Origin of the sequence: Maribacter sp. 2-571, assembly GCF_050589625.1 — a bacterium.
In the GTDB taxonomy this organism is placed as follows: Bacteria; Bacteroidota; Bacteroidia; order Flavobacteriales; family Flavobacteriaceae; genus Pelagihabitans.
The window spans coordinates 297,891-313,853 of sequence record NZ_JBNGOP010000001.1; the positions used below are offsets into that span (position 1 = coordinate 297,891).

Annotated in this window: 16 protein-coding genes and 1 other RNA gene; 10 read left to right on the forward strand and 7 right to left on the reverse strand. The window is 41.3% G+C overall.

Features of this window, described 5'->3' with window-relative positions; translation table 11 throughout:
- Window positions 1-163: 163 nt before the first annotated feature.
- Genes ACRD7P_RS01210 through ACRD7P_RS01220 form a run of 3 tightly spaced genes read left to right on the forward strand, consistent with a single transcriptional unit; the run spans window position 164 to window position 2,177 of the window.
- The gene (locus ACRD7P_RS01210; protein ID WP_430905640.1) at window positions 164-814 is read left to right on the forward strand and encodes a hypothetical protein; all 651 of its coding nucleotides are present in this window, start codon (window positions 164-166) and stop codon (window positions 812-814) included.
- Entirely contained in the window at window positions 792-1,625 is an 834-nt protein-coding gene (locus ACRD7P_RS01215; protein ID WP_430905641.1) for a DUF3822 family protein, read from the forward strand. Before ACRD7P_RS01210 ends, ACRD7P_RS01215 begins: the two co-directional genes overlap by 23 nt.
- Entirely contained in the window at window positions 1,626-2,177 is a 552-nt protein-coding gene (locus ACRD7P_RS01220) for an RsmD family RNA methyltransferase (RefSeq protein WP_430905642.1), read from the forward strand.
- 144 nt (window positions 2,178-2,321) lie between these two features.
- Here ACRD7P_RS01220 and ACRD7P_RS01225 read toward each other — a convergent pair whose 3' ends face one another.
- The 3 genes from ACRD7P_RS01225 to ACRD7P_RS01235 are packed head-to-tail and all read right to left on the reverse strand — an operon-like array spanning window position 2,322 to window position 4,452.
- Window positions 2,322-2,882 carry a hypothetical protein gene (locus ACRD7P_RS01225; protein WP_430905643.1) on the reverse strand — a complete coding sequence of 187 codons (561 nt, stop codon included), beginning with the start codon at window positions 2,880-2,882 and terminating at the stop codon, window positions 2,322-2,324.
- A 40-nt stretch (window positions 2,883-2,922) separates the two neighbouring features.
- Window positions 2,923-3,114, reverse strand: a complete 192-nt coding sequence (locus ACRD7P_RS01230) for a hypothetical protein (RefSeq protein ID WP_430905644.1) — start codon at window positions 3,112-3,114, stop codon at window positions 2,923-2,925.
- A gap of 3 nt (window positions 3,115-3,117) precedes the next feature.
- On the reverse strand, window positions 3,118-4,452 hold the full coding sequence (locus ACRD7P_RS01235; protein WP_430905645.1) for an SH3 domain-containing protein: 1,335 nt from the start codon (window positions 4,450-4,452) through the stop codon (window positions 3,118-3,120).
- Between the two features lie 744 nt (window positions 4,453-5,196).
- Here ACRD7P_RS01235 and ACRD7P_RS01240 point away from each other — a divergent pair.
- Entirely contained in the window at window positions 5,197-5,703 is a 507-nt protein-coding gene (locus ACRD7P_RS01240) for an RNA polymerase sigma factor (protein ID WP_430905646.1), read from the forward strand.
- A complete protein-coding gene (locus ACRD7P_RS01245) occupies window positions 5,700-6,290 on the forward strand; it encodes a hypothetical protein (protein WP_430905647.1) in 591 nt (196 codons plus the stop codon). The genes ACRD7P_RS01240 and ACRD7P_RS01245 overlap by 4 nt, the downstream gene beginning before the upstream one ends.
- 205 nt (window positions 6,291-6,495) lie before the next feature.
- On the opposite strand, the gene rnpB is transcribed toward ACRD7P_RS01245, so the two are convergent.
- An RNA gene (rnpB, locus tag ACRD7P_RS01250) (RNase P RNA component class A) lies at window positions 6,496-6,816 on the reverse strand.
- 364 nt (window positions 6,817-7,180) lie between these two features.
- On the opposite strand from rnpB, the gene ACRD7P_RS01255 reads away from it, so the two are divergent.
- The 4 genes from ACRD7P_RS01255 (at window position 7,181) to ACRD7P_RS01270 (ending at window position 10,653) form a co-directional block, all read left to right on the forward strand.
- Window positions 7,181-8,389, forward strand: a complete 1,209-nt coding sequence (locus tag ACRD7P_RS01255; protein ID WP_430905648.1) for a redoxin family protein — start codon at window positions 7,181-7,183, stop codon at window positions 8,387-8,389.
- A gap of 640 nt (window positions 8,390-9,029) precedes the next feature.
- On the forward strand, window positions 9,030-9,338 hold the full coding sequence (locus tag ACRD7P_RS01260) for a hypothetical protein (RefSeq protein ID WP_430905649.1): 309 nt from the start codon (window positions 9,030-9,032) through the stop codon (window positions 9,336-9,338).
- 195 nt (window positions 9,339-9,533) lie between these two features.
- Window positions 9,534-10,058, forward strand: coding sequence for a DUF6702 family protein (locus ACRD7P_RS01265; RefSeq protein WP_430905650.1), 525 nt, complete (start codon window positions 9,534-9,536; stop codon window positions 10,056-10,058).
- Complete coding sequence (locus tag ACRD7P_RS01270; RefSeq protein ID WP_430905651.1) at window positions 10,030-10,653, forward strand: HupE/UreJ family protein; 624 nt, start codon at window positions 10,030-10,032, stop codon at window positions 10,651-10,653. The genes ACRD7P_RS01265 and ACRD7P_RS01270 overlap by 29 nt, the downstream gene beginning before the upstream one ends.
- Window positions 10,654-10,674: 21 nt before the next feature.
- On the opposite strand, the gene ACRD7P_RS01275 is transcribed toward ACRD7P_RS01270, so the two are convergent.
- A complete protein-coding gene (locus tag ACRD7P_RS01275) occupies window positions 10,675-11,202 on the reverse strand; it encodes a DinB family protein (protein ID WP_430905652.1) in 528 nt (175 codons plus the stop codon).
- 921 nt (window positions 11,203-12,123) lie between these two features.
- Here ACRD7P_RS01275 and dnaX point away from each other — a divergent pair.
- Window positions 12,124-14,232 (forward strand): DNA polymerase III subunit gamma/tau, encoded by a 2,109-nt coding sequence (gene dnaX / locus ACRD7P_RS01280; protein WP_430905653.1) that lies wholly within the window; start codon window positions 12,124-12,126, stop codon window positions 14,230-14,232.
- On the opposite strand, the gene ACRD7P_RS01285 is transcribed toward dnaX, so the two are convergent.
- Window positions 14,227-14,577, reverse strand: coding sequence for a transmembrane 220 family protein (locus ACRD7P_RS01285; protein WP_430905654.1), 351 nt, complete (start codon window positions 14,575-14,577; stop codon window positions 14,227-14,229). The two genes, dnaX and ACRD7P_RS01285, sit on opposite strands and share 6 nt — an antisense overlap.
- Entirely contained in the window at window positions 14,574-15,959 is a 1,386-nt protein-coding gene (locus tag ACRD7P_RS01290; protein WP_430905655.1) for an alkaline phosphatase family protein, read from the reverse strand. The genes ACRD7P_RS01285 and ACRD7P_RS01290 overlap by 4 nt, the downstream gene beginning before the upstream one ends.
- Between the last annotated feature and the right edge of the window lie 4 nt (window positions 15,960-15,963).

Genomic DNA, 15,963 nt, shown 5'->3' on the forward strand with positions numbered 1-15,963 from the left:
TAGGTTCGACTGTCCGACCGATGCGAATAAGGCAACAACGACCGTTTGCGGTCATTTTTCGCCAGTGGTCGGGCATGGCGAAATCCGATGGTAAAAAATTAGGCAGTTTGCAAAAAAATTGTAGATTTGTGTGAACCGTTATAGTTAACTAACACTTAAGGAAATGAAGACCATAATACAGATTGTACTTTGGATAGCTTGTATCGTTTTTGGGTATCTTATTTACAAATCCGTTACCGGCCCGATCGAATTTAATAGGGTCAAAGAAGAACGTTATGCAAAGGTAATCTCCAAATTAAAGGACATTAGGGTTTCCCAGGAAGCGTACAAAACAGTAAACGGAAAATATGCGCCGGACTTTAACAAACTGGTCAAGTTTGTGGAATCCGGACAATACACCATCACCCAGCAGCGGGATTCTTCTTTTATGTATTTTGATGAAGTGTATAAAATCGACCAACAGAAAGACACCGTGCTCATCGACACCTTAGGGACGGTATCGGTTCGGGACTCGTTATTCAAAAAAGATGATCGTTTTAAGGCAATGATGGAAATTCCGGGTGCGGCAAATGGTGAAAAAGTGACCATGAAGGCGGATATCATCGATAAAGGAGGCTATAAAGCTCCGGTGTTCGAAGCCAAGGTCGACAAAAAGACCATCCTCTTTGATCAACCCAAAGACCTATTGGCCAAGGAAATGACGGAATCAAGCGTTGAAGAAGTTAACGGACCGGCAATTGTAGTAGGTTCTCTGGAAGAAGTAAGTACCAGTGGAAACTGGCCTCCGATCTATGACAAAAAAATCGACCAATAAACAGCACATCGATTCGTCGAAGGATTTTTTAAGACTGTCCATTCAAATCGGTTTGAATGGACTTTCTTTTTGTATTCTCGATACGTTGCATACGGAAATTATTTCTTCGGAGCACCGGACCTTTGTCGAAACCTTAGATCCCTTTCAGGTATTAAAGGAATTAAAAAACCTCATGGAAGCCGAGGGAATTACAAAAACGGCTTTTGCAGAGGTCGTTGCCGTACATCGCAATACCCTGTTCGGCTTGGTCCCCAAAGCCCTCTTCAAAGAAAACGAACTGCCCAACTACTTGCAGTTCAATGCCAAAATTTTAGCGAACGATCATATAACCCACGATGAACTTGAGGGATACGACATCGTAAACACCTATGTGCCTTTCGTAAACATCAACAACTACCTTTACGAGCTTTTCGGGGAGTTTACCTTTAAACACCATGCCACGGTATTGGTTCAAACCTTATTGAACGAGCACAAAGGGGCGAAGCGCCCTGTGGTATACGCCAATGCCTATCAAAAGGAATTGGATATTACCATAATTTCCCAAAAGAAGTTGTTGCTTTTCAACAGCACCTCTTTTGACACGGCCGACGACTTTTTGTACCACTTGCTCTTTACCATGGAACAATTGGAACTCGATACCGAGCAGACCCTGGTATACCTTTTAGGGGATATTAGGGAAAAGGACGCGCTGTATGCCAAATGTTACGAATATATTTCCAAGCTTTCCATTTTTGTTCCCGCGACAACTTCTTTCGCCGGCGGGGCAACGGCAACGGAAACCATGGATCTCACCTTATTAAACGCCCTCTAAATGCGAATTATATCCGGAAGCCATAAAGGGAGGCGTATTACCGCTCCAAAAAAATTACCGGTACGGCCAACGGCCGACCGGGCCAAAGAAGCGCTGTTCAATATTTTGAACAACCGCGTTTATTTTGATGAACTATCGGTCATCGACCTTTTTTCCGGTACGGGCAACATTGCCTACGAGTTTGCCTCAAGGGGCGCCGTTCGTATTACTACCGTAGATGCCCATGCGGGTTGTACCGCATTTATCGCCAAAACTGCCGAAATGTTGGGCTTTCCCATTACCGCTATAAAAGGTGATGCCTTGGGTTTTTTGCAGAAAACGCCTATGAAAGCGGATGTTATTTTTGCTGATCCCCCGTATGATCTGGAGCTACAGGTATTTACCGATATTCCCAAAATGGTATTGGAGCGGAAGCTATTGAACGAAGGTGGCGTCCTGATCATCGAACATTCGGACAAGACCGACCTATCGGACCAAACCGGGTTTCAGGAACAGCGAAAGTATGGTGGAAGCGTATTCAGTTTTTTCGAAAATGATAGCGCAGCGGTTTGATCTTCGGATTTAAGCTTACACGCATTATGGGATACTTCCCTTAAAAAGGTTCAAATCGTTCTATTTTCGTTCCGCATTTGGGCTTGTGCAACGGTTACCATTATTGTATTGTGGTTATTATACCATTTTAACTTTGAAATGGTATCAGTTGGGAACGCCAACAATTTTAAACGTTTGAAATAAAGATAAAATTTCCGATTTGCTTATTTCATTCATATCGGCATAACTTCCAACGGCATCTAGCAAATAACCGATGGTACCCTCAAAGTAGAATAACGTTCGAGAATACATCTTTTTGTCCGCTATGGTTATCACCATTTCCACATCGGCAAATTCTTTACCATCGATTACTTGATTTCCTTTTTTGAGCGTACGGATTTCCATTTTTGCGTTTGACCGATATCGTTTTAGCTGTTCATCCCGATACCAATTGGCATCTAACTTTTCTTTGAAGTCATCAACTTTCACCATAAAGAAGACATCCATTAGCGCCGTTGAATCCCTATTTTTCGGAACAACAGTAAAGTAGTTCGTACTCTTTTCAACCGTAAAATTATCATGTGGCAAGCATAGCTTTACATTCATTTGTTTATCCATAACAGGATAAGCACAATTCAACTCGTCATTTGTATGAGTTTGACCTTGCACCTGTGTACAGAACATTATAGTTGCTAAAAAAAATGATAAGCAAAGTATTTGATTCATGGTTTCTAAACGAAGTACAACGGTTAATTTAAAATGCGTTTTAATGTATTTTAACTAGTATCGCAGTGTCTTTATTTACTGCTAACAATTTTTTAAAAAATCCCGTTTTAGGTTTTCCATTAATTTTTGGTTCCCCTAGCAAACTACCTAAAAGCCAAAATTGGCCATGAACAACTCCACGAACTTTTAGGTCTAGGATTTTAAAAGAACCTAAGGTACGAGAGAACATCATCACTTAAAGTTTTTGTAATTGTATTTTATAATACCCTTTTTCAATTTTTAACAGCATGGTATTATCGTCTTTCCAAGAATATTTTTCCATATAATCCATCGGGATAAGACTTGAAAAATTCAACAAATATTCTGGTGCAAGGTTTTTATTCATTTTTTCCAAAAAATGAACATTTGATTGCCCACTGTAGTACCCATTTATACGAAAAGTGTTTTCCGGAGATGATCGGTAATAGTTTGGATTTCCTATTCGGTTAATATCATCTTTGCCATTTTTTAAGTTAATTAAATAATCTGAGGAATGGCCACATTCCAATAACAAATAATGGTATTTTGGAAAGTATTCGGTAATTCCACATTCGTTTAGATCTGAACGAACTTCCTTGTGGTTATCCGTCAATATTTTTGTTACCGTATAATAACCGTCTTCATCAAATTGGCCTACTAATTGATTTTTTAAAACACCCTCTATTTTTTTGATATCCGTGATTTTTTCTACGGACGGGTAACTATCTTTTTTGTTTTCTTCCCTATCAAAATCTTCTTTTGAAATTTGATCAAGAATCACTTTATAGTCGTTAGTGATTATCTCGGTATGTCTTTTTGCAAAAGCGCCAAAAACATAACCTAATTGCTGCAAAGAGTCTTTCTTCGCTATTTTTATCCAATAATCCTTTAAATATATTCCGTTGTCCAATACTGATGTGGAATCTATTTTGGAATCGTTGGATAGGTAATTGAAAACTGTTGAATTGGGTGCGGAAGCAACAACCTCACTGGTTGTAGTCGGTTTGTTTCGAACTCTAATTCCCGATGGCGCTTTTATGATAACTTGATTTTTGATAGGTTTAAAACCGGTATCAGTAATTGAATATTGTTTTACGGTACGCTCAGGGTCGTTGTATATATTATGAATATTCAAAGTCATAATATTATAGTTTATCCACGAGTTTACTTCATAAAAACCTTCTTCGTTGTAATAAGCCGTTTCATCCAGCCTATCTATTACATTCAACGATTTATCTAAAAGTATGGCAAAATGAATATTCTCGGAAATCCAATATTTTGAAAAGAAAAGAACCATCAGGTTGTTTATCGCATACTTACCAGTAATGTAATATTCGCTATGCTCCAAGGGTTCCAGTTTTAATCTTTTTAAAATTTGTGTTTCGTGTTGTATTGAAAACCCTTGTTTTTTTTCAGCACCATCGTAATAACTAAAAGGTGAATAATAGCTTTCATAAAATGGCGTGTCACTAATAATCTGTTCCAATTTTTTTTGCCCTAAAACAGATTGAAATTGAAACAGTAAGAGCAGTACTAATGTAATTTTCATCATAAATAAATGGTTGTGTATTTTGAATACTTTTGAGGTTTTTTAGAACAACTGCCAACGATAGGTGTACCATAAACGGCCCTTATTCAGGCAAATTGGTTTTGAGCCATTAGACTTTCCAAATTCAGCTAAAGTGTTGATATATCCCTTCTGATAATTTTTATTCCTGTTCAATATTCAGTGTGCATGGCCATATACCGCTAGCGGTTCGGCTATGTCCAGTTGCGGAAATGTCCCCTAAAATCGCTCCAGTAGGTTATGAAGATAGTAATAATTATTAACGATTTTCCATGTTGGAAATAGGCGCAATTCGTTATGGGTATAGTGCTCGTGGTGTACTTCATGTAATATCTAGTGGTACCTGTCATCCGAACAAAAATGTTCGGAAAGCGGGGCCTGTATGTTCGTTTTGGTCTTTCTTTTTTTATTCGAAAACTAAACCCTAAAAATTTTACAACATCATAAATATACACCTTGGCGCAAACCTGTAAGTCGCATTAAGTATTAAGCTTTGTTATCTTCCATAGCGACACGCAACTATAAGCACGGAAAATTGCGCTTTCATTATTTTCCATCTTGGTACGGTCAATTTACGCAACAGCTGGATTTGAGTAATGTACATTTTTGAAAACCAGATAATTCCGGTCCACTAGAAATTCCTTTGATTGCCTTATTAAAAGTTTTCAGTGCCAAAGTGTCATATTTAAAAGAATTTGGTAACTAAACTAGTAGAGAGAAGATTTATAAATGAAAGAAGAGCAAGAAACCATATTCATTAATGCTTTAGAACAGAACCAGGAGAAGCTATTTAGAATATGTACGATTTATACTAAGGATGATGAAGATGCCAAAGATCTTTTTCAAGAGGTACTGGTTCATGTGTGGGGGTCGATGGGCACATTTAAAGGTAATTCGGCAATTGCAACTTGGATGTTTAGAATCGCCTTAAATGTTTGCCTACGTTTTAAATCTAAGCATACTAAGAATCAAAATCGGTTCATAAGATTAGATAGTATCACTATTGCAAATTTTGGTACAGAAGAAAATAACAAATCAGAAGTGGAAAAACTGGATAGTCTGAGAAAATGTGTAAAAGAACTGAATGAAGCAGATAAGGCGATAGTTGCACTTTACCTAGAGGGCATAGCTTACAAAGAAATTTCAAGTATTCTAGGATTATCTGAAAACCACATAGCTGTAAAAATCAAGCGAATCAAGTCAAAATTGTTGAACTGTATAAATAGAAGATTATGATAGAAGATGAACTAATTAGAATATGGCAATCGTCTAGTAATCAAGAAAGAGTAAAATTTGAGAAGTCTAAATTGATGTTAGAGTTAGGTTCAAGTTTAGAACGTTTCCAAATTTGGTGGAAGAATATGGAACGTGTAAATGTTATTTCCGGATGGGTAACCGTTTTGGGGTTTATTCCTTGTATTATTTGGGTGCCCTATACTTCCATGAAAATTTCGTCGGCACTGATAATGGTTTGGGCAATATACATAGGAACTAGAGGGAAAAGTTTGAAAAAATTCAAACCGAGTGACCTAGAAGAGAATTACCTACAATATCTAGAAAAAACCAAAACCTATCTTCTTGCTCAAAAGGGATTTTTTGAAACTTCGTTGAACTGGCGTGTTTTGACTATTTTACCGATTTACATTTTCTTTTTTACCGGTATTTGGGATAAACCTTTAGCCCGATACGTAGGAGTCATATCATTTTTTGCTTTGGTAGGAATCCTAATCTATTCATATTGTAAAAGCAAAAGAATAGTAAGAAATAAAATTAGCCCAAGAATAACAAGAGTTGATGAATTGATAAAAAAGTTAAAGGAATAGCAATTTGATTAATCTGTTGGTCCGTTTAACATGCCAATTGAATACCGCTATTGACTACATTTCTTTTGCCGTAAACACCCTTATTTGACCTATAGCCCTTAACCTGTTCATAATCACAGAACCCGGTTTTCAGGAGCCCCATAGGAATATAACAACTGTCTTCCCGCTATGGGACGGCCAAAAGGAAACAAAACCATCGTATAATAAAAAAAGCAGGCCATAAGCCGGATTCTGTTGCGACCGATATACGGTCGCCCCTTATCATTTATCTCGACCTTTGATTGCCCAAAGGCTCTAACCGCCTACCCTTCGATTCGGACGTGCCGCCCTCAAACACCGATTTACATGACGTTTCACCGCATAGAGTTTACCTGGTTTCACTACAGCCGAACTGTACTTGCTTTCTGTTGCACTGGTCCTTTTCCGAACGCTGTTCGGAACGACGGGCGTTACCCGCTATGCTGCACTATGGTGTCCGGACTTTCCTCCCCGGCCGAACGGCCGGAGCGATAAGGTGGCCTGCTACGCCAAAGGTACATCAAACCCAGTAAGGAACATATTTCGGCAGCATATTTACCTTTTGTAGTTCAGGTAATTTAATACCGTTTACTACCAAAGTGCAAAAAGTAAAACACCGGCTCGGTAGCAAACCCGCCAATTATGAATCGTATCTAATACCATTTTAAATGGTCGATAACGATATGCACCAATAACGAAACGGCACTTTTAGGAAGGTTTTGGGAAGCTATTGAAATGACATACCATAATCTTTGTTTTTTGCCGGAACGCAGGGTCATTTTAGAACTTTGTTATATCTCAAAAAACATCTCGATTTCTTTAAGCTTGCTCGTTTTTGTAACTTTAAACCACTTCATTGAAAAGGAATTCGTATGAAACGATTTATTTTGGTAGGCCTCATAGCCCTATCGGTACTTTCCTCTTGTAAACAAGAGAAGAAAATTCAGGAACCCTCAACGGAACAAACAGCAAACGAGACGGAGGAGGAAACTGCTTTTTTTGTTGCCGATCCCCAAGAAGTACCGGCACAGGAAGTGTCGACGCTCAAAATAGGTGAAAAAGCACCCGATTTTAGGTTGCCGGGCGTAGACGGTAAATTCCACTCCCTAAACGATTATGATACCGCGGAAGTTTTGGTCGTTGTCTTCACCTGTAATCATTGCCCAACGGCACAGGCATATGAAGACCGTATTATACAATTGACCACCGATTACAAAGACAAAGGAGTGCAGCTTATCGCCATTTCCCCAAACGCTGTCAATGCACTACTTCTTAAAGAATTAAGCTATAGTGATTTAGGGGATTCCTTTGAAGATATGATCGTTCGGGCCAATGACAAAGGCTATAATTTCCCGTATTTATATGATGGTGACACCCATGGGGTTTCCTTAAAATATGGGCCTATCGCCACTCCGCATACCTTTGTTTTCAATAAAAAGCGGGAGCTTACCTATACCGGCCGATTGGATACCTCGGAGAAACCGGGAACTGCAAATGCCGAGGACCTTCGCAATGCCATTGACAATACTTTAAAGAACGTAGCTGTGGCCGATGCGGTAACAAAAACCTTTGGGTGTTCTGTAAAATGGGCATGGAAAAATGAATACCGTAAAAAAATAAACAAAGAATGGGCAGCAAAAGAAGTAACCCTGGCACCCGTTGATGAAAACGGAATCAAAGCACTTTTTGCAAACGACTCGGATAAACTTCGACTGATCAACCTATGGGCTACCTGGTGTGGCCCTTGCGTACAGGAATTTCCGGATTTTGTAGAAATTCATAGAATGTACGAAGACCGTGATTTCGAGTTTGTGTCGATAAGTGCGGATAACTTAAAATCAGAAAAACGGGCGCTAAAATTCTTGCAAAAAGAACATGCCGCCGTAACCAATTACATTTTTTCGGGAGCCGACAAATACGCCATGATCGAGGCCGTTGATCCCGAATGGGACGGTGCTTTGCCCTATACCGCTTTAGTGGAACCGGGAGGTACGATCGTATACCGAAAAATGGGAACTATTACCCCTTTTGAACTAAAAAAAGCAATTGTAGACCACCCCTTAATGGGAAGGTATTATTGAAACTATACCCGCTTAACTTTTAAAACAGAAAAGAATGTTATAAAAGCTATTGTCTACAAGACAGGTATGGCTTCCGGGGATTTGATTTAATTTCTCTAGTTGTCTTTTCAATATGAATATGTCTTTTTAGAAATGCTTCTGCCGATAGTTTTATGTAGTATCCTTCCAAAGTTAAAGTGCTATGCCCATAACTTTGCCAGGGCTTCCTGAAATCAATTTGGGCACACCACTTGTAAAAAGCTACAATGGAATTTGTATGGCCAAAAATGCCACTCTAACCCGTTTATGGATTAAAAATTTATTACCGCTCAAAACTGTAGCAAAAAAGAACGCTTCGCTATCTTTTTTGCGTCTTCGACCCTCATCACGAAGTTTTAACGGATAAACCGGGTTGAAAATTTCACCTTCCACAGTGATGACAAGCGGTAAGATCGGGTAAAAACCCTCTATTCCAGACGCAACATTAGTAGTAAACACGGTCGTTCTTTTCTAGAGCCCATAGTTTCCTATTGTCGAACAGTCAGCAAGGGTATAGCTAAAGCATTCGTAGGATACCATTGTTTGTAACTTTGTATAGGCAAACCTTAGTTTGACTGTATTGGCACTATTATTCCATTACCGTTTTTAGTATCTTCATATCATGTTACAGAAGAAAGGTAACAATACCATTTCAATATTTTTCCTTTTGACTTTCCTGATTCTTGGAATAGTCAAGGTACATGCGTACTCACATTTTGCCGAACACGACGGGCAAACACACTGTGAACTATGCGCTATGGTGGTAAGTACCGATACCGTACAGACTACCTTGGATGGCGGTTTTGAGGAATCACATACCAGGGCCGATATTATTGTACAGACCTTCACATTGCATTTTGCAGGGGCTTCACATCACTACTGTATTACGCTCCCGGAACAGCTTCACAACAAACCTCCTCCGACTCCCTAATCTTCTTAAACGCATAACATGTGCCCTATCTTTTGCCGGCCCGCCCGATTCCCATGGGGTACTACCGGTCGAGGATGACGCATCGTTGGTGTTTATACATATTCCATCCTTGCTACGACCTAAAGTCTCTTTAGGTCCATTCAACCTAATGGAAATTTTCTTTCCCTATTTTCTATTTATATAAAGCTGTTACAAATGAGAACAAAACACCATAACATTTTATTAGTCGTCCTTGCCTTAACTTTTACCACTGCCTTTATAGCCCCACACCCCATTAAATTAACTTCTTCGTTAATTGAGTATGATACCAAAACAAGGAGCTTGCAAATGGAGTGTCGTGTTTTTATCGATGATTTCGAAAATAGTGTTCGGAAAAAATTCAAAGGAGAGATCGATGTTGCCGATCTTTCAAAAAACGACCAAAAAATCATTGAAGCCTATTTTCGACGCTATGTGACGCTTATGGTCAATGATCTTAACCTTACCCTTCACTATATTTCGTCCGAGGTCATGGAAAAGCAAAACGTACTGTCCCTAAAATTTTCGGCGGAGGTAAAGCCTTTAAAAAAAGGAGATGTTTTCTGTATGGAGAATAGACTTTTCTTTGAGGAATTCGAATTTCTCCAAACCAATATGACCACCATACGCATACCCCCCTTAATTTCTGAAAGCTACTTTGAGGCCAAAGAAGATGATTACACCCTACCCATCCAATTTTAATACCGACCTTATGAGCAACTTTAGTTCTTTCTTTGCCAGCGGCTGGGAACATATTGTAGATGTGAAAGCCTACGACCACCTTTTATTTGTAATGACGCTATGTGCAGCCTTTACATTGGCACAATGGAAGCAAATATTAGTGATCATTACCGCCTTCACAATTGGACATAGCGGTACCCTTATATTGAGTACCTTGGATATGATCCCCGCCAATGCGCAGCTTATCGACATGCTTATTCCCTTTACCATCATGCTGACCGCTTTGGCCAATGTGGTGGAGTACGATGGATTTGGAAAGTTTTCCGATACCAAAATAAAATATGCCATTGCCCTTGTATTCGGGCTTATCCATGGGTTGGCCTTTGCCAGTAATTTTAAATTTATGTTGTTCCAAGACAGTATTCTGATGCCGCTCTTTGCTTTTAACATCGGTATTGAAGCCGGCCAGCTTTTTATTGTACTGCTATTTATGTTGGCGTTATGGGGGTACACCAAGTTCATCAAGGGAACGCATTTAAAATGGAAGGTGTTTATTTCCGGTGCCGGTTTTGGTATTGCGGCGACCCTATTTTTGAACGCCATTTATGGCAATTGAACGTACCGTTTATTTTCAGGATCACCACCCATAAAAGCCTTTAGGAACTATCCCGTTCAACCGTAAATAAACAATACATTGCCCTCGATGGTGAATAATGTGGTTTTCCATAGCGTAAAAAAGACGCCAAACAGGAATAGTTTCGCCGGCAAACTCACAATCAGAGAGGAGTTTCTCATCGGATAACTCGGCAATCGATTTTCGAACAAAGGCGTACATATTGTTCAGTTCCGTAATAACATCGGCTTTGGGCATTTGTACCGGGAGCTTTACATTTTCATAGGGGTTTATAACTCCGGCCCGGCCCGCAAGCTGACCACAGGTATAGACAACGCAGTGGCGCCATTGCTCGGAGAATGTCATGGCCTCATCGGTATATTTAAAGGTGAAAAAATCAAGAGGCATTTGTTTTACATTGGTCATCGTCATCAATTCCGATCTTTTCCAAGCGGCGATGAGTTCATTTCTCAAGGACTTTGCAGCAACTGCGGCGGGCGTCAAACTAGACCCGTCCAAAACCGTGTCAGTATCGGTTTTAGTTTTCTCCATTTTACAACCGAAGATTGAAAAAAGGCCTAAACCAAATATATTTCTTAAAAAAAGGATACGATTCATGTAAAATTTTATAGTGTTTATAACGAACTTATTTGGGCCTTTCAATTTGAACTCGGCCATAAAACTCGGAAAGCTTTCGACTGTATTAAAACCTTTTATCATGTTTTAAATTCAAAAAGTCTAAATGAGTTTATAACAAACGGATAGTATAAGCATACAAATTACGCAAAAAGAAAAAATGATACAACCGAGTTGCATTTGATATTTGTACCGAAACATGGATGAAGGAGCGGTGTTCGTTATACTAATACCATTTTAACTTTGAAATCGCGCGTATAGAAATTGAATTATTTTTTAGTTGTTCGAGGCAAAAAGCCTGTCCCCGGCTTGACAGGGGATCTAAGCATAGCCTTAGCTACGGTTATATTTTTTAACGAAGAACAGCTGAAAAAGAAACGATTTGTTAGTGCTATTTCAAAGTTAAAATGGTATAGTTTAACCCTGAAATAGATTGTCCAAAAACCAGCTTAAATTCCCTCACGGACATTTTGGAAGAAGCAACAGCATCATGTATGGCGCAGTCAATTGAAAGGTGACCGCTCTAATAACCATTCAAATAGCTTGGTCGATAACCGTAAAGTATGGTACCGCTATTGGCTACAATACGACGAATGATCTGGACCGATAAAAGTGGTCATTATATACCGTTGGGAACACCCCATTTGGTGTCACGCACGATTTTAGCGCTGTTGAGGGAAACCACTGTACAAAAAGATACCTTAACGCCCCATCGATACCAAAACGATTCGCCCCTTGTTGATAAATAGGGGTAACTTCATTTCGGTTTTTCCGTTTAATAAAGGGCAATTTTTATCTTTGTTACACTCGTTTTCAAGAACTAAATACCGTCCCTTTTTGGAACCATTTATCGTATCAGCCCGCAAGTATCGGCCCCAAACGTTTAAAGATGTTGTTGGGCAACAATCCATTACCAATACCCTGACCAATGCCATTGACAATAATCATTTGGCACAGGCATTGCTCTTTTGCGGTCCCCGGGGTGTCGGTAAAACGACCTGTGCCCGTATTTTGGCCAAAAAAATCAATTCGGACGGTACCGAAAGGCCCGATGAGGATTTTGCCTTTAATGTGTTCGAACTCGATGCCGCATCCAATAACTCGGTGGACGATATCCGCAGTCTGATCGATCAGGTACGCATTCCGCCCCAAGTGGGCAAATACAAGGTGTACATTATCGATGAAGTACACATGCTCTCCCAATCGGCGTTCAACGCCTTTCTAAAGACCTTGGAAGAGCCCCCCAAACATGCGGTGTTCATATTGGCGACGACCGAAAAACACAAAATTATCCCTACCATCCTATCCCGATGTCAAATTTTCGATTTTAAGAGAATTACGGTAAAGGATGCGGCCAATTATCTAAAGTATATTGCCGAGAACCAAGGAATAACCGCCGAAGAGGACGCGCTCCATATTATTGCCCAAAAAGCGGACGGTGCCATGCGGGACGCACTTTCTATTTTTGATCGAGTGGTCAGTTTTTCGGGCAAACAACTCACCCGAAAAGCGGTGACCGAAAATTTGAACGTACTGGATTACGACACCTATTTTTCGGCTACGGACTTTTTGTTGCAAAACGATATCCCTTCAGTGCTTTTATTGTTCAACAAAACGCTTTCGCTTGGGTTTGATGGGCACCATTTTATTAGTGGACTGGCCTCGCACTTTCGAGACCTTATGGTCTGCCAACACCCGGGCACCATTTCCCTTTTGGAAGTAGGCGACGTGGCGCAGCAAAAGTACATGCAACAGGCCGGCCAGGTCAATCAATCCTTTTTATTAAAAGCGCTGGATTTGGCGAATACCTGCGACCTGCAGTACAAATCCAGTAAAAATCAACGGTTGCTGGTAGAACTGACCTTGATGAAGTTGGCCTCCATTACCTATAACGGAGAAAAAAAAAATCCTGAGTCGATAGCCCTGGCCAATAAAACGGTCGATTTTATCGCTCCGGCCTCTTTTTTCAAGGACAGAAGCCCTAAAACGGCAGTCGCTACCGAAATCTCCCAAGTACCGCAACCCGATACCGGCTCGGAAAATGTTCACCAAGAACAGTTGCCCGCACCTGAAACCGAGATGGCAACAGCTAGCGCGGAGAACGTTGCCGCTCCCTTAACAGCGCCCAAACCGGATACGATTCCCGCTCCAGAAACCGTTTCCGAACCGGTACAACCGGTCAGTGCCGAAATAACGCCCCAAACGGTCGCCCCTATAACACCCACCATAGCTTTAGCCTCACCATCGCTTCAAGAGGAAACCCCGACTTGGAACGAAACGGATAACCAGCCCGTACCGACCGACGAGATCGCGCCGGCAACACTGGAAGAAAACGGTAACGTACAACTTGATACGGCGCCCACCATGGAAGCCCCTGTTCCCGTAGCCGAGAACACAACAAATCCAGCAAAAACAAACAGTGCCGCTACGGCCGAAGTAGACGTACTACCCACGGAAAAAAAAGATGCTATTCCCATAGCTCCAAAAAGGGTTTCCGGGCTTTCCCTTTCCAGCTTAAAGGCCAAAAAAGAGCATGAGCGTACAAAAAAGGAACAGGTAGTAGATGAAAAAGACCTGCCAAAAGACCCGTTTACAGAGGAAACGATGCGCGGCCACTGGAACGAATTTGTGCAGCAGATAGACAAAAAAGGGCAAAAAATTCTAGCATCGAACCTGGCTACCGATGTTCCCAAACTGTTGGAGAACCACACGCTTTGGATCGAATTGCCCAACGGAACCATGAAAAAGGAAGTGGAGCGGGAGCAATATGACCTTATGGTGTACTTGCGCAGCAAACTCAACAACCACTTTATCACCCTAAAGATTACGGTAAACGAGGAAACAGCCAAGAAATTTGCGTTTACGCCGGAAGAAAAATATGAAAAGCTTCGGGCCAAAAACCCCGCTATAGACCTATTGCGACAAGAGTTCGATCTGGACCTATGATTTTGAAAATTGTTTGCGGGCGGCAAACAACAACAGTATTAGTGCGATAATCAACAATCCAAAGGCTTCCCTGCCCTCCTCTACATTTTTGATGTTTCCTTCCCCGATCTCGAATCCCTCGAACTGCTCGGGATAGCAATATAAAAAACCGCCCAAAGCCACTACTCCCGTAATCCACAAAAGCGCTGACGGCACCTTGTCTACGGCAAAACCCAATGCGAGCATCCCCGCCAATGCCCATATAATGATCCAAATGAGGGAATCGGGATCGTTAAATTGCAGTCCCGCGGCAACAAAAAATAACAGCGCAAAAATAAAGCCGATTGCCTTGAACAAGATTTTCATGTAGTAGCGGTTTCGGTTAATTGTTGTTCTAAAATACGAAATACTTCCGTGGGCGCTATAGTATCGCCGGTATTCCCAAGATTACCATCGGAAATGAGTATGGGGTAGTCCGCCTTGTCCTTTGGCTCCGTTCCATGGGACCCTTTGATCAATGTAGCATCCAAAGGAATGATATCCATAACCGTTCTAAAACCCATTTTTTTACGAATGAGCTTCCCAATCACCTTTGGCATCACCAAAGGATCGGAAGGATCTGTCATCATTTCTAGGGGATCATAACCCGGTTTTTTATGAATGTCGACCATACGGGCATAATCCGGGGCCTTTGCGTCATCGAGCCAAAAATAATAGGTAAACCAAGCGTTCTCCTTGGCCAATACCATCAGATCCCCACAACGGTCGTGCAACAGCCCAGCTTCCCGTAGTTCGGCATCGTCCCAAACGGACGCTACCCCCGCTACATTTTTAAGCAACTGCTTTACCTGTTCCTTTACCGAAACATCGTTTATATAAATATGGGCAATTTGATGGTCCGCCACAGCAAACGCTTTGCTGGCACCGGCATCCAAAAGCTCCAAACCCCGCTCCCGTCGGATGCCCAACAACCCTTCTTTTCTTAAAGCGCGATTCAAATGAATGGGGGTGTCCACATTTACGATTCCGTATTCGCTCAATAAAACGATGTTGGCGTCCTTTTTCCGGTAATGTTCGATAAGCTGTTGTACAACAGCATCTATTTCCCGTAAATCTTTTGAAATGATGCTAAAATCCAACCCGTGCCGCTGCAGGTTATAGTCCAGGTGCGGCAAATAGACCAGGGTAAGGGTAGGGTCGTGCAATTCGTCCGTTCGTATGGTCGCATCCGCGATCCACTGACTACTACGGATACTGGTCTTGGGGCCCCAGAAATTAAAAAGGGGAAAGGTTCCCAGTTCTTTTTGAAGGGTATCCCGTAACTCGGCGGGATGGGAATACACATCCGGAATTTTCCGCCCATCGGCCAAATAGTTGGGGCGTGGGGTTACATTATAGTCCGTGGTGGCATACATGTTATACCACCAAAACAGGTTGGCACAGGTAAAATCGGGGTCGACACGCTTCATTTTTTCCCAGATTTTTTCGCGCTGGATCAATTTGTTCGACTGCCGCCAAAACTTGACTTCGCACTCGTCCTTAAAATACCAGCCATTGCCGACAATACCATGCTCTGTCGGGTACTTGCCCGTCAGGTAGGTTGCTTGTGCCGAACAAGTGACGGCTGGAAACACGGGTTTAATGTAGGCAGCGGTACCCTTTTTCAAAAAGGCGGCGATATGCCGGGTATGTTCCCCTATTAACCGTTTCGTCAACCCGACCACATTGATTACGACCGTTTTTTTCATGGCG

Bases quoted from the DNA above. Each gene is read 5' to 3' on its own strand.
- ACRD7P_RS01230 (WP_430905644.1), bottom strand. From the start codon at position 3,114: ATGATGTTCTCTCGTACCTTAGGTTCTTTTAAAATCCTAGACCTAAAA.
- ACRD7P_RS01215 (WP_430905641.1), top strand. From the start codon at position 792: ATGACAAAAAAATCGACCAATAAACAGCACATCGATTCGTCGAAGGAT.
- ACRD7P_RS01275 (WP_430905652.1), bottom strand. From the start codon at position 11,202: ATGGAGAAAACTAAAACCGATACTGACACGGTTTTGGACGGGTCTAGT.
- ACRD7P_RS01220 (WP_430905642.1), top strand. From the start codon at position 1,626: ATGCGAATTATATCCGGAAGCCATAAAGGGAGGCGTATTACCGCTCCA.
- ACRD7P_RS01255 (WP_430905648.1), top strand. From the start codon at position 7,181: ATGAAACGATTTATTTTGGTAGGCCTCATAGCCCTATCGGTACTTTCC.
- ACRD7P_RS01260 (WP_430905649.1), top strand. From the start codon at position 9,030: ATGTTACAGAAGAAAGGTAACAATACCATTTCAATATTTTTCCTTTTG.
- ACRD7P_RS01240 (WP_430905646.1), top strand. From the start codon at position 5,197: ATGAAAGAAGAGCAAGAAACCATATTCATTAATGCTTTAGAACAGAAC.
- ACRD7P_RS01225 (WP_430905643.1), bottom strand. From the start codon at position 2,882: ATGAATCAAATACTTTGCTTATCATTTTTTTTAGCAACTATAATGTTC.
- ACRD7P_RS01290 (WP_430905655.1), bottom strand. From the start codon at position 15,959: ATGAAAAAAACGGTCGTAATCAATGTGGTCGGGTTGACGAAACGGTTA.
- ACRD7P_RS01270 (WP_430905651.1), top strand. From the start codon at position 10,030: ATGATTACACCCTACCCATCCAATTTTAATACCGACCTTATGAGCAAC.
- ACRD7P_RS01235 (WP_430905645.1), bottom strand. From the start codon at position 4,452: ATGATGAAAATTACATTAGTACTGCTCTTACTGTTTCAATTTCAATCT.
- ACRD7P_RS01265 (WP_430905650.1), top strand. From the start codon at position 9,534: ATGAGAACAAAACACCATAACATTTTATTAGTCGTCCTTGCCTTAACT.
- ACRD7P_RS01245 (WP_430905647.1), top strand. From the start codon at position 5,700: ATGATAGAAGATGAACTAATTAGAATATGGCAATCGTCTAGTAATCAA.
- ACRD7P_RS01210 (WP_430905640.1), top strand. From the start codon at position 164: ATGAAGACCATAATACAGATTGTACTTTGGATAGCTTGTATCGTTTTT.
- ACRD7P_RS01285 (WP_430905654.1), bottom strand. From the start codon at position 14,577: ATGAAAATCTTGTTCAAGGCAATCGGCTTTATTTTTGCGCTGTTATTT.